This window comes from Hydrogenophaga intermedia (genome assembly GCF_023715105.1).
Taxonomy (GTDB): domain Bacteria; phylum Pseudomonadota; class Gammaproteobacteria; order Burkholderiales; family Burkholderiaceae_C; genus Hydrogenophaga; species Hydrogenophaga intermedia_A.
On the sequence record NZ_JAMBNO010000002.1, the window covers coordinates 120,922 to 132,787 of the forward strand.

General features: G+C 68.9%; 11 protein-coding genes and 1 tRNA gene. 4 read left to right on the forward strand and 8 right to left on the reverse strand.

Features of this window, described 5'->3' with window-relative positions; genetic code table 11:
• Positions 1-5 precede the first annotated feature (5 nt).
• Positions 6-80: transfer RNA gene (locus M3149_RS02305), tRNA-Arg, on the forward strand.
• Positions 81-114: 34 nt separating this feature from the next.
• Here the strand turns inward: M3149_RS02305 and M3149_RS02310 are convergent.
• Complete coding sequence (locus tag M3149_RS02310; protein WP_251707720.1) at positions 115-1,305, reverse strand: ATP-binding protein; 1,191 nt, start codon at positions 1,303-1,305, stop codon at positions 115-117.
• A 197-nt stretch (positions 1,306-1,502) separates the two neighbouring features.
• Here M3149_RS02310 and M3149_RS02315 point away from each other — a divergent pair, with 197 nt between their 5' ends.
• Positions 1,503-1,928: a VOC family protein gene (locus tag M3149_RS02315; RefSeq protein ID WP_251707721.1), complete on the forward strand. Its 426-nt coding sequence runs from the start codon at positions 1,503-1,505 to the stop codon at positions 1,926-1,928.
• 16 nt (positions 1,929-1,944) lie between these two features.
• Here the strand turns inward: M3149_RS02315 and M3149_RS02320 are convergent, their stop codons facing one another.
• The 3 genes from M3149_RS02320 to M3149_RS02330 are packed head-to-tail and all read right to left on the reverse strand — an operon-like array spanning position 1,945 to position 5,343.
• The gene (locus M3149_RS02320) at positions 1,945-3,198 is read right to left on the reverse strand and encodes a nucleoside recognition domain-containing protein (protein ID WP_251707722.1); all 1,254 of its coding nucleotides are present in this window, start codon (positions 3,196-3,198) and stop codon (positions 1,945-1,947) included.
• A gap of 21 nt (positions 3,199-3,219) precedes the next feature.
• Positions 3,220-3,678, reverse strand: coding sequence for a hypothetical protein (locus M3149_RS02325; protein ID WP_435370720.1), 459 nt, complete (start codon positions 3,676-3,678; stop codon positions 3,220-3,222).
• 57 nt (positions 3,679-3,735) lie between these two features.
• Positions 3,736-5,343 carry an ABC transporter permease gene (locus M3149_RS02330; RefSeq protein WP_251707723.1) on the reverse strand — a complete coding sequence of 536 codons (1,608 nt, stop codon included), beginning with the start codon at positions 5,341-5,343 and terminating at the stop codon, positions 3,736-3,738.
• A 73-nt stretch (positions 5,344-5,416) separates the two neighbouring features.
• On the opposite strand from M3149_RS02330, the gene M3149_RS02335 reads away from it, so the two are divergent.
• Entirely contained in the window at positions 5,417-6,529 is a 1,113-nt protein-coding gene (locus M3149_RS02335; protein ID WP_251707724.1) for an ABC transporter ATP-binding protein, read from the forward strand.
• 6 nt (positions 6,530-6,535) lie between these two features.
• Here the strand turns inward: M3149_RS02335 and M3149_RS02340 are convergent, their stop codons facing one another.
• The 3 genes from M3149_RS02340 to M3149_RS02350 form a co-directional block, all read right to left on the reverse strand.
• Entirely contained in the window at positions 6,536-7,750 is a 1,215-nt protein-coding gene (locus tag M3149_RS02340) for a PepSY-associated TM helix domain-containing protein (RefSeq protein ID WP_251707725.1), read from the reverse strand.
• A 22-nt stretch (positions 7,751-7,772) separates the two neighbouring features.
• Positions 7,773-8,261 (reverse strand): copper chaperone PCu(A)C, encoded by a 489-nt coding sequence (locus M3149_RS02345; RefSeq protein WP_251707726.1) that lies wholly within the window; start codon positions 8,259-8,261, stop codon positions 7,773-7,775.
• A gap of 64 nt (positions 8,262-8,325) precedes the next feature.
• Complete coding sequence (locus M3149_RS02350; protein ID WP_251707727.1) at positions 8,326-8,718, reverse strand: DUF2946 domain-containing protein; 393 nt, start codon at positions 8,716-8,718, stop codon at positions 8,326-8,328.
• A 101-nt stretch (positions 8,719-8,819) separates the two neighbouring features.
• Here M3149_RS02350 and M3149_RS02355 point away from each other — a divergent pair, with 101 nt between their 5' ends.
• Positions 8,820-9,470: a glutathione S-transferase gene (locus tag M3149_RS02355; protein WP_251707728.1), complete on the forward strand. Its 651-nt coding sequence runs from the start codon at positions 8,820-8,822 to the stop codon at positions 9,468-9,470.
• A 69-nt stretch (positions 9,471-9,539) separates the two neighbouring features.
• Here the strand turns inward: M3149_RS02355 and M3149_RS02360 are convergent, their stop codons facing one another.
• Positions 9,540-11,693 carry a PQQ-dependent dehydrogenase, methanol/ethanol family gene (locus tag M3149_RS02360; RefSeq protein ID WP_251707729.1) on the reverse strand — a complete coding sequence of 718 codons (2,154 nt, stop codon included), beginning with the start codon at positions 11,691-11,693 and terminating at the stop codon, positions 9,540-9,542.
• Positions 11,694-11,866: the final 173 nt, after the last annotated feature.

Below are 11,866 nucleotides of genomic sequence, written 5' to 3' on the forward strand. Positions count from 1 at the left end.
CCCTCGCCGCCGTAGTTCAATGGATAGAACGAGCGCCTCCTAAGCGCTAGATGCAGGTTCGATTCCTGCCGGGGGCGCCAGGTCCGCCGCCTGCCGCCTGCCGGTTTCACGGCCTCACTCGCGCCAATCGTCGCCCGGCATGATGCGCTTCATGAACGCGTCGAACATCGGGACGGTGAAGGCCGTGTCACCGTGGTTGGGGCTCCACACCATGCCCTTGGTGACCAGTGAACTGCGTGTAGGCGCCAGCGACGTCACCTTGGCCCCGTAGCAAGCGGCAATGTCACCTGAACGGTGGGGGCCGGCCCCCAGTTCGGCCATGGCGCGCAGGTAGCGCTTTTCCTTGGGTGTGCAGCGATCGAATCGCACGCGGAAGAAGCTTTCGTCCAGCGCCACGACGGCCTGAACCGAGGCTTGCGCCACGTCCTGCACCCCGATCGGGGACCCTTTGGCAGCGAGCCAGGTGTGGCTGCCCCACTCCTGGAGAAAGTAAGCGTAGCCCTGGGTCAACTCCAGTATGCGGTCCACGGCATCACGCTCGATGACCGCGCCCTCGCCCTCGATTGGCCGACAAATGGCCTGTCGGGCGGCAGCTTCCGGCAAGGGTCCGATTTCCGGGAAATCGAACAAGCGCTCGGCATAGGACTTGGCATTGCCCATCTGGCCGCGGAGCTGGGGCAAGCCCGCCCCCACTAGAATGACCGGGAGCTGGCGCTGCTCGGTCCGGTGCATGGCCGTGATCAAGGCGGCCAGTTGGTCTTCCTCGACATACTGCAATTCGTCGATGAACAGGGCCAGCGCGGTACCGGCCGCCTTGGCGGCCAGTCCCACCTGCTCGAACAAGGCCTGCAGGTCGTGTTCGAGGTCACCGTTGTCCGCCAGCCCGGGCTCGGCTTCATAGTCGTAGCCGACCTCGATGTCCTGGTATGTGAGCTTGAGCTTCTTCGCGAAACCGGTCAGTGCGCGCAGGCCCCGGATGGCAAGGTCCTTGGCCACCTCCAGCCCGCTCAGGCGCAGCAAGGCCTGTCGCAACTGTGGCGCCAGAAGCGCCGGCAGCGACCGGCCCTCTGGCGCCTCGATGCGGACCGTGTGAATGCCGGACGCCTCAGCGTCCATGCGGATCCGGTCGAGAAGCACGGTCTTGCCGACTCCGCGCAAGCCGACCAACATGGCGCTCTTGGCGGGCCGACCCAGCCGGGTTCGTTCCAGGCTGATGCGCAGCGACTCGCGGAGTTCGTCGCGGCCGGCCAGTTCGGGGGGTGGCGTGCCCGCGCCGGGAGCAAATGGGTTACGGATCGGGTCCATGCCACGATTATAGAGAAATTTGCAAAGTTATCTGAAATCGATAACTTTCCGAATATCACTTGATTCGCAATCGACGCCATGCCGTCCATCGCGGCGCACCGCGCCGGCGTCGATCCCCGGGACAGTCATTCGTCAACCAACTGAAGCACGGCCGAACAAACGGTGCAGGCCTTCACCCCACCTCAATGGAGATCCGCATGACCCAGCTCAGTCCCTACCTTTCCTACAACGGCAACTGCGCCGAAGCCATGGCCTTCTACGCCGAGTTGTTCGGCGCGAAGCTCGAGGCGCTGCTGACCTACGGCGATCTGAAGGACCAGATGCCCTGCCCGCCCGGTGGCGAGAAGCTGGTGATGCACGCCTACCTGGTGCACCCGGGCTTCACGATCATGGCCGGCGACACGCCGCCCGGCATGGCCTACGAAGGCATCAAGGGTGCCATGATGGCCATCACCTTCGACGAGCCGGCCGAGGCCAGGCGCGTGTTCGCCGCCTTGAGCGACGGCGGTACGGTGACGATGCCACTGGAAGAGACTTTCTGGGCGAAGACCTTCGGCATGGTGACCGACCGCTTCGGCACGCCGTGGGGTGTCAATGGTGGGCCGAAGGACATGCCCGCCTGAGTGGCGCGACGCTAGCTCAGCGCAGCATGGCGTAGCCGATGCCGATGGCGGCGATGAGTCCCACGGCGTCGGCAAGCAGCGCACAGCCCAGCGCGTAGCGCGCGTGCTTCACGCCCACGCTGCCGAAATACACCGCAAGCACGTAAAAGGTGGTTTCGGTCGAGCCCTGCACGATGGCCGCCAGACGCCCCGCGAACGAATCAACGCCGTGCGTCTGCATCACGTCGATCATCAACCCGCGCGCGCCCGAGCCCGAGAGGATCTTCATCAGGCCCACCGGCAGCGCGGGCAGGAAGTCGGTGTCGAAACCCAGCGCGGCCACGCCGGCGCCGATGCCCGACATCAGGAAATCCATGCAGCCGGCGGCGCGGAACACGCCGATGGCGATGAGGATGGCGATCAGGTAGGGCACGATCTGGATCGCGACACCGAAGCCTTCCTTGGCGCCGTCGATGAAGGCGTCGAAAACGTTCACGCGGCGCCACGCCCCCGCGAGCAGGAACAGCGCCACCACCCCCAGGATCACGCCCGCGCCGGTGGCACCCGCGATGCGCGCGGCCTCGTCGGCGGGCAGGCGCGCCAATGCCGTCACGGCGGCCGCCAGCAATCCCCCCACGGCCAGCAACGGCAGCAGGAACCGTGCACGCCACAGCGGCAGGCGCTGGCACACGGCCACCGCCAGCACACCGGCCAGCAACGCGGTGAACGTGACCAGGAGGGTGGGCAGGAAGATGTCGGCCGCGTTGAACTCCGCGCCCAGGCCCTGCTTGAGCGCGATGCTCTGGCGGATCGCGATCACCGAGGTGGGGATCAACGTGAGGCCCGCGGTGTTCATCACCACGAACATGATTTGCGCGTGGCTCGCGGTGCCCTCGGGTTCCTTGTTCAGCGTCTGCAATTCGCGCATGGCCTTCAGGCCCAGCGGGGTCGCGGCGTTGTCCAGCCCCAGCAGGTTGGCCGAGATGTTCATGGTCATCGCGCCCTGCGCGGGGTGGCCCTGCGGCACCTCGGGGAACAGGCGGCGCAGCAGTGGCCCGGCGGCGCGCGCCAGCAACTCGATCATGCCGGCGCGCTCGCCCACGCGCATGAGGCCCAGCCACAGCGCCATCACGCCGGCCAGACCGAGCGAGATTTCAAAGCCGCTGCGCGCACCGTCGAACAACGCGGTGAGCAAAGCCTGCAGGATGGTGTGCTCGCCCAGCAGCCATCGCACGAAGGCCGTGGCGAACGCCACGGTGAAGAGACCGACCCAGGCCCAGTTCAATGCCATGGTCGGCGATGGTAAGCGCGCTCAGCCGGACAACTGCCCCTCGGTGAGCGTGTCGAGCTGGAAGCGCCCGCTGCGGTCCCACAGCCAGGTGTCGATGTAGCCGGTGCGGGTGGCCGGTGCAGGGAACGGCGCGGCCTGGCGCACCAGGCGCTCGATCTGCGACACCACTTCGGGCGCGTGGCTGGGCGCGCGCAGCCAGCGCAGCGATGCCACACGGCCGCTGGTGTCGACCATCACCTCCAGCACGCCGATGGCGTACAGCATGGGCGGCAGCATTCCCTTGTGGATGCGCTCGGGGTACTTGCGGTACAGGTGGTTGGCCGCCGTGCGCCGGTAGACCGGATCGCCGGCAGCGCCGTGGCGCGCGGGCAGCAGCTGGCAGCCCGCAACCAGCATGGCCGCGCCCGTGGTGGCCAGGGTGAGCAGCTGGCGCCGGCCCGCCAGGGAAGGCAAGGGTGTGGTGGGGTTCATGCAAGGCATTGAAGCAGCGCCGGCACGGCCGCACAAGGGCGGCAACAAGCCCTTACACGGGCTGTCTCATCGCTGCCGCAGCGCGCGGCTGAGCAGGATCACCGGCACCAGGCCCACCAGCACCAGTGCCAACGCGGGCAACGCGGCCTCGCCCAGTCGCTCGTCGCGCGCCAGGTTGTAGGTCACCACGGCCAGCGTGTCGCTGTTGAAGGGACGCAGTACCAGCGTGGCGGGCAGCTCCTTCATCACGTCCACGAACACCAGCAGTGCTGCGGCCAGCGTGGCGCGGCGCAACAGCGGCCAATGCACCCGCATGGCCAGTGCCATGCCCGTGGTGCCCAGCATGCGGGCCGAATCGTCCAGGCTCGCGGGCAGCCGCGCATAGCCCGCCTGCACCGACTGCAGCGCCACCGCGGTGAAGCGCACCAGGTAAGCCCACACGATGCCCAGTGCCGTGGCCGTGACCCAATAGCCCACGCCCGACGCGGGCCAGCCCGCTTGCACCCACCCCACCGGGAGCAGCAGGCCGACCACGATCACCGCGCCCGGTATCGCGTAACCCAGGCTCGCGAGTTGCGACACACCACGGGTGAGCGGTGTGGGCCGCGCGCGCACCGCAAATCCCAAGGCCAGCGCGATCAGCGTGGCCAGCACGGCCGACAGGCCAGCCAGCCAGACGCTGTTGACCGACCATTGCACGAACATGTCCCAGGGCAGCACATCCCAGCCACCGATCAGCGGGCGCAGCATGAACAGCAGCGGCAAGACGAAGCCAAACAGGATGGGCAGCGCGCACACCGCCACCGCAAGCGCCGCGCGTGCGCCGCGCAGGCGCGCCGGCTGGGCTTCGGCGCTGCCGGCACGCTGGCCCCGCGGCGACACAAAGCGCATGCGCCGTTGCGCCCGGTGCTCCACCCACAACAGGGCCCCCACGGTCAGCAGCAGCAAGGTAGCCAGCTGCGCGGCCGCGATGCGGTTGTCCATCGCGAGCCAGGCCTTGTAGATGCCGGCGGTGAAGGTCTGGATGCCGAAGTAGCTGGCCACGCCGAAGTCGGCCAGCGTTTCCATGAGTGCGAGGGCCACGCCCGCGGCCACCGCCGGGCGCGCCAGCGGCAAGGCGACCTCACGGATGCGTCGCGACAGCGGCGCCCCGAGCAGGCGCGCGGCCTCCATCAATTGCGCCGCGCGTTCGGTGAGCGCGGTGCGGGCCAGCAGGTAGACGTAGGGATAGAGCGTGAACGTGAACACCCAGACCGCCCCCGGCGTGCTGCGTACCTCGGGCAGGAGGCGGCCTCGCAGGCCAAAGGTCTCGCGCAACCACACCTGCAACGGGCCGCTGAACTGCAGGAAGTCGGTGTAGGCGTAGGCCACCACGTAGGCCGGCATGGCCAGCGGCAGCAGAAGCGCCCATTCAAAGTGGCGCCGGCCGGGAAAGTCGAACAAGGTGACGGCGCTGGCGCCCAGCACGCCCACCAGGGCCACGCCGATCGCCACGCTCACGCACAGCGCCAACGAGGTGAGCGTGTACTCGGGCAGCACCGTTTGCGCCATCTGCACGAGCACGTCGCGCGCGGCCGCGTCGAACCCGAACCAGGCACCGGCGAGCGCGAACACCGGCAGCACGAGCACGGCGGCCAGCAACAACAACAGGACCTGGGCGGGCCAGCGCGGCATGGGTTTTGTTCTGGGCGCGGGGCCTTGACCCGCATCAACACAAATGAGAATTGTAGTTATCTACAATGGCCGCATGTTCTTGCAGGTCTCGCAACTCCAGGTGCGCTATGCCGGCGCACAAAGCACTGCCGTCGATGGCGTGAGCTTCGGCCTGGCAGCGGGCGAGATCGGCGTGCTGATCGGCCCCTCGGGCTGCGGCAAGACCACGCTGCTGAGGGCGGTGGCCGGGTTGGAGCGCGCGCAGGGCGGGCAGATCGTGCTGGGCGGCGAGACGGTGAGCGGGCCCGACCACCACCTGCCACCGGAGCAGCGCCGGATCGGCATGGTGTTCCAGGACTACGCCCTCTTCCCCCACCTGGACGTCGCGGCCAACGTGGCCTTCGGCATCCACCGCCTGCCGCGCGCCGAACGCGCCGCGCGCGTCACCGAGGTGTTGCGCCTGGTGGGTCTGGACGGCATGCAGCAGCGCCACCCGCACGAGCTCTCGGGCGGCCAGCAGCAACGCGTGGCGCTGGCGCGAGCGCTGGCGCCCAACCCGCGGTTGCTGCTGCTGGACGAACCCTTCTCCAACCTCGATGTCGACCTGCGCGAGCGCCTCGCGCACGAGGTGCGCGCCATCCTCAAGGCCGCCAACGCCACGGCGCTGTTCGTCACGCACGACCAGCTGGAAGCCTTCGCCATCGGCGACCGCATTGGCGTGATGCACAACGGCCACCTGCACCAGTGGGACGAGGCCTACGCCCTGTATCACCGCCCGGCCACGCGCTTCGTGGCCGAGTTCATCGGCCACGGCGTGTTCGCGCCGGCGCAGATCCTGCAGCACGGGGGCGAAGTGGCCGTGCAGACCCCGCTGGGCCCGCTGCAGGACGTGGAGGAATGCCCCCTGCCCACCGCCTATGCGGCCGGTCTGTGCGACGTGCTGCTGCGCGCCGACGACATCGTGCACGACGACGACGCACCGGTGAAAGCGCAGATCGTGCGCAAGGCCTTCCGCGGCTCGGAGTTCCTCTACACGCTGCGCCTGGCCAGCGGCGAGACGCTGATGACGCACGTGCCCTCGCACCACAACCACGCGGTGGGCGAGTGGATCGGCATCCGGGCCGAGGTGGATCACGTCGTCACCTTCGAGCGCGGCGGTGCGGCCTCGTCGCCGCCCGCGCCCGCCGCGCTGCGGCGCGAGGCCTGAGCCTCGTCAGCGCCGGGGACGGCGCAGCCACCACATCGCCATACCCGCCACGCACAGCAGCACCACGGCCGCGCACACCAGCAGGTTGATGAGCGCGTTCCACCAGCCCAGGTCACCCTGGTGCAACGCGGTGGCCACGGCCATGGTTTTTGCCAGCCCGTTGTAATGTGCGTAGCGAATGTCGGCGAGCACCGCGCCGCTGTAGCGGTCCACGTGCACCGTGCGATCCCCCGTGGCCCGCTGGCTGTCTCCGCTCATGCTGTCGCGGGAGATCGTGAACACGCCGGTCACACCCTGCGGCAGCGCGATCTGGTGTTGGTCCGTGAATCCCATGGCGCGCGCCATCTCGGCAGCGCGGTCCAGGTCCATCGGCATGCCATGGGTGGCCGGTGTGGACGACGGCATCGGCACCTGCGCCAGGCCCCACGGCACCTCCTGCAGACCCGCGGTGTTGAGGGCGCTGTGCGGCTGCGCCGAGGCGGGCACCTCGTACCACTTCCCGGCCGGAAAGCTGTTCCACAGCTGCAGCCACTTCGCCCCGGTGAGGCCGGTCCAGGCAAGGCCGGTGGCCAGAAAGGCCATCAGCAGCAGCCCCGTCCACACGCCCAGGCTGGCGTGCAGCGAGCGCCACCACAGGCGCCCTTTGGCGTGCGGCTGCGTGCGAAAGCGCGAGGCCCAGCCGAGCGCGCCGCGCGGCCACCACAGCAGCGCACCGGTGACCAGCATCAGCAGCGTGGCCCAGGCCGCGATCTCCATCAGGCGGTCGCCCAGGTCGCCGATCAGCAGCGTGCTGTGAATGCGCTCGGCCCAGGCGAAAGGCGTGTTGCCCTTGTCCACCAGGCGCAGCACCTCGCCGCGGTAGGGGTCGATGGCCAGCGCGTAGGTGGTCTCGCCCTGCTGCACCTCGAACCAGGCGGCGCGGTCACTCGCGCGCGGTGCGATGTAGGTGCGCAGGCGGCCATCGGGCACGTGGGCCAGCGCGGCCAGCGCCTGCTCGCTCACGCGGTGCGTGGCCGGCAGCGGCTCCACCACGGGGTTGGGCCCCAGGCGGGTCTGGAAGCCGGTGAAGAAGACCATCACGGCGCCGGAGAGCGCCAGGGTCAGCAGAAACGGCAGGACGAACAGCCCCGCGCAGGCGTGCCAGCGCCAGGCGATGGCGTACAGGCCGGAGCGGGCGCGCGCGGGCGCACCCACACCCGACGCGTCGGGTGAGTAGGACATGGCGGTACCTCGGCGCTGCCGCTCAGTGCTTGTGGCCGCTGCCGTGGCCGCTGCCATGGCCACCCGCCGCGGCGGGCGCCGGCGCGGCCAGCGCACGCGCCGTGGCCTTCACGTCCTGCGTGAAGCGCTTGCCGTCGGCACCTTCGAACACCAGCGTGAGCGGCACGGCATCGCCGGCTTTCACGGGGCCGTTCAGGTCCATCAGCATCACGTGGTAGCCGCCGGGCTTGAGTTCCACGGTCTGGCCCGCGGGCAACGGCAGCACGGGCGCGGCGCGCATGCGCATCACGTCGCCCTCGAGCCTCATCTCGTGCACTTCCACGATGCCGGCGACCGGCGAGCGCACCTCGACCAGGCGCGTCGCCGCGGGCGCGGTGAGTTTCATGAAGGCACCGGTGGCGGACTGGCTGGGGACGGTGGCGCGCGCCCACGCGTCTTGCACCAGGACGGGGGATTGGGCCCAGGCGTTGGCGGCAAGCGCGAACGAACAGGCGATGAAGACTTTGTTCATGGGAATCCGGATCTGAAGGGAAAACGCGGCGCGGGCCCACGGGGCGGCGCCGGACGCAAACGGTTCAGACGCGGATGGGCGGCGCACGCGCGGGTGCGTGGGCACTGACGGGCGCCTGGGCATCCCGCTGCGCCTGCCCCAGCGGCAAGGGCTGCGGCGACGCCACGGGCAGGTGCAGTGCATGCACCGGCGGCAGGCCGGCGGCGCCACCGTTGATCACGCCCCACGGGCAGGTGAGCGCGGCGTCGGCCGGGTGCTCGCCCGCGGTGTCACCGGCATTGCCCGCGTCGACGCGCACCCAGGTGACGCCGCTCGCGCTGCAGACCTGCACCCAGTGCCCGCCATCGCCGTTGGCCTTGAGCGCTGCCTGCGACAGTGTGGGCGCCAGCGCACCGAAGCAGACCGCCAGCAGGGCGATCCACGCGGTGCATCTCCTGAGCCAGCGCTGGGTGGGCATGAGGCCAATTTTACCGGGGGTCCACTGCGCGACGCCGCCACGGCCCGGTCTTGGCTAGCATGCGCCGGCGCATCCCCGAACAACCTCCCTGGAGACACCCCATGCTCAAGCTTTGCGGTTTTGCCGCCAGCAACTACTACAACAAGGTCAAGCTCGCCCTGCTCGAAAAAGGCGTGACGTTCGAAGAGGAACTGGCCTGGCTCGGCCAGACCGATCCGACCTGCAGCCCGCTGGGCAAGGTGCCCTACCTCAAAACCGATCAGGGCGGCTTGTCCGAATCCACCGTGATCCTCGAATACCTGGAGGACGCCTTTCCGCACCCGGCGCTGCTGCCCGCCGACCCGTTTGCCGCCGCCAATGTGCGCGAGCTCGTGCGCTACCTGGAGCTGCACCTCGAACTGGTGGCGCGCAACCTCTACCCCGAGGCCTTCTTCGGCGGCAAGGTGAGCGACAGCGCCAAGGAAAAGATCGCCCCGCAACTCGAGAAGAACATTGCCGCGTTTGCAAAGCTCGCCTCGTTCTCGCCCTTCATCGCGGGCGACGCGTTCACGATCGCCGACTGCGCGGCTATCGTGCACCTGCCGCTGGTGAGCAGTGCCACGAAGATCATCTACGGCCGCGACTTCATGGCCGACCTGCCGGTGCGCGACTACCTCAAGCGCATGGGCGAGCGCCCGACGGTGCAAAAGCTCAACGCCGACCGCAAGGCCAATACCGAGCTGATGCTCAGCCGCGCGAAGGCGAAGGCCTGAAGCCCGATCGGCGACGACAGCAAAAAGGCCCGCGACGCGGGCCTTTTTGGTTGTCAGCGAGCGCGCCGCTCACTTCTTCGGTCTGATCGCATCGGCCGTTCCCTGGATGAACGCCTTGATTTTCTGCACGTCGTCCTGGCTCAGCTTGCCGGAGAAATCGGGCATGCCGCGCGCCGTGGCCGGGCCCTTGAAGACAAACTTGTCGAGGTTCTCGATGTAGCTCGCGTCCATGTAGCCGAGGTTGGGGATGTTGCCGCCGCGGTCCACGCCGGGCACGCCGTGGCAGAACACGCAGTTGCTCACGTACAGCGCGGTGCCTTCAGGCACGTGCTGCGGGTCGTACTTCACGCCCTCCACGAGCTTGCTCATGTTGTAGGCCACGAAGGCCGGTGCGGGTGCCTTGCCCCCGATGGCAAAGGTGTACACCGTGCCGGGGCCCTGGCGATCGGTGGCGCGCTGCGCCAGGCCGTAGACGCCGCCCCAGCCCACCGCGATGGACACGTACTGCTTGCCGTCGACCATGTAGGTGGTGGGCGCGGCCACCACGCCGGTGCCGGTGGGTGTCTCCCACAGCTTCTGGCCGTTGGCGGCGTTGTAGGCCACGAAGCGACCGTCTGCCGTGCCCTGGAACACCAGGTTGCCAGCGGTGGTCAGCGTGCCGCCGTTCCAGGGCGAAACATGTTCCACCGCCCACGCGGCCTGCTGCTTGATCGGGTCCCAGGCCAGCAGGCGGCCGAAGGGCTTGCTGGTGGGTGGCTCCACGTTGGCGAACATGGCCAGATTCCAGCCCATGCCGCTGTGCGGTTCACCCGGACGCACGGCGTTGAACTTCCAGTCCTTGTTGTCCACCAGCGAGATCGGCACACCCTGCACCGGCATGTAGACCAGGCCCGTCTTCGGGTTGTAAGACATGGAGTGCCAGTTGCGCGCGCCGTAGGCGCTGGGGATGATCTCGCGTGGCCGGTCGGCCACCCGCGCGATGTCGGTCTCGATCGGGCGGCCGTTCTTGTCGTAGCCGGTGGCCCAGTTCACATCGACGAAGTTCTTGGCCGAGATGAACTGGCCGTTGGTGCGGTCGATGATGAAGAAGAAGCCGTTCTTGGGCGCGTGCATCACCACCTTGCGCTTCTTGCCCTCCAGCGTGAGGTCGGCCAGGATCATCGGCTGCGAGGAGGTGAAGTCCCAGTTGTCGCCGGGCGTTTCCTGGTAGTGCCACACGTACTGACCGGTGTCCGGGTTGAGCGCGACGATGGACGCGAGGTAGAGGTTGTCGCCGCCGGCGGGGCTGCGCTTCTTGTGCGCCCAGGGCGAACCGTTGCCGGTGCCGATGTAGAGCAGGTTGAGCTCGGGGTCGAAGGCCATCGCGTCCCACGCGGTGCCGCCGCCACCGGCCTCCCACCACTTGCCGGCCGGGTCCCAGGTCTTGGCCGCGCGCTCCATCGACGCGTCCTCGAACGGCTTGGACGGATCGCCCGGCACGGTGAACCAGCGCCACTTCTGATCGCCGGTTTTCGCGTCGTAGGCCGTCACGTAGCCGCGCACGCCGTACTCGGCACCGCCGTTGCCGATGATGACCTTGCCCTTCACCACACGCGGCGCGCCGGTGATGGTGTAGCTGAACTTGCGGTCGATGATGGTGTCCTTCTCCCACACCTTGGCGCCGGTGGCGGCGTCAAGTGCGATCAAACGCCCGTCATACGAGGCCACGTACACCCGGCCCTCGTGCAGCGCCACGCCACGGTTGACCACGTCGCAGCAGCCCTTGTAGCCGGCTTCGCGCGGCACCTGCGGGTCATACGACCAGATGCGCTTGCCGGTGCGCACATCGACCGCATGCACCACGCTCCACGAGGCGGTGACGTACATGATCCCGTCGACCACCAGCGGCGTGGCCTCCACGCCGCGCGTGGACTCCAGGTTGTAGGACCACACCAGGCCCAGGTCCTTCACGTTGGACGCGTTGATCTGCTCGAGCTTCGAGTGGCGCGTCTCGGCGTAGTCCAGTCCGTGGGTGGGCCAGTCCGGCGTGGCGCGCGCGTTGCTGCGGATGAAGGCCTCGTTGACCTTTTGGGTGGTGGCGGCGATGTGCGCGGCCGAACCCTTGGCCTGGGCTTGCGCGGGCACGGGCAGCGCCACGGCAGCAGCCAGCAGCAGGGCGAGGCCGAAGCCGATGCGGGGGTCGGCGCCGGTGCGGGCGCCCGGCGGGCGCGATGGTGCGGTCATGGTGTCTCCTGTGGGCCGGCCCGGGGGCGGCGTTGTGGGTCGGTTCTTGAGCGCGCGCACCCGCCCGGGCCCGGATGCCGTGCCTGGCATGTTCGGCAGCCGGCGCGCCGCCGGCACCCCCGGGGTTTCCCGCAGTGCTTTTGTTCCACGGTGGAACACGACCGTCGCGCCCC

Coding starts and splice junctions, on each gene's coding strand:
- M3149_RS02355 (WP_251707728.1), top strand. CDS start 8,820: ATGCTCAAGCTTTGCGGTTTTGCCGCCAGCAACTACTACAACAAGGTC.
- M3149_RS02310 (WP_251707720.1), bottom strand. CDS start 1,305: ATGGACCCGATCCGTAACCCATTTGCTCCCGGCGCGGGCACGCCACCC.
- M3149_RS02340 (WP_251707725.1), bottom strand. CDS start 7,750: ATGTCCTACTCACCCGACGCGTCGGGTGTGGGTGCGCCCGCGCGCGCC.
- M3149_RS02345 (WP_251707726.1), bottom strand. CDS start 8,261: ATGAACAAAGTCTTCATCGCCTGTTCGTTCGCGCTTGCCGCCAACGCC.
- M3149_RS02320 (WP_251707722.1), bottom strand. CDS start 3,198: ATGGCATTGAACTGGGCCTGGGTCGGTCTCTTCACCGTGGCGTTCGCC.
- M3149_RS02325 (WP_435370720.1), bottom strand. CDS start 3,678: ATGCCTTGCATGAACCCCACCACACCCTTGCCTTCCCTGGCGGGCCGG.
- M3149_RS02335 (WP_251707724.1), top strand. CDS start 5,417: ATGTTCTTGCAGGTCTCGCAACTCCAGGTGCGCTATGCCGGCGCACAA.
- M3149_RS02315 (WP_251707721.1), top strand. CDS start 1,503: ATGACCCAGCTCAGTCCCTACCTTTCCTACAACGGCAACTGCGCCGAA.
- M3149_RS02330 (WP_251707723.1), bottom strand. CDS start 5,343: ATGCCGCGCTGGCCCGCCCAGGTCCTGTTGTTGTTGCTGGCCGCCGTG.
- M3149_RS02360 (WP_251707729.1), bottom strand. CDS start 11,693: ATGACCGCACCATCGCGCCCGCCGGGCGCCCGCACCGGCGCCGACCCC.
- M3149_RS02350 (WP_251707727.1), bottom strand. CDS start 8,718: ATGCCCACCCAGCGCTGGCTCAGGAGATGCACCGCGTGGATCGCCCTG.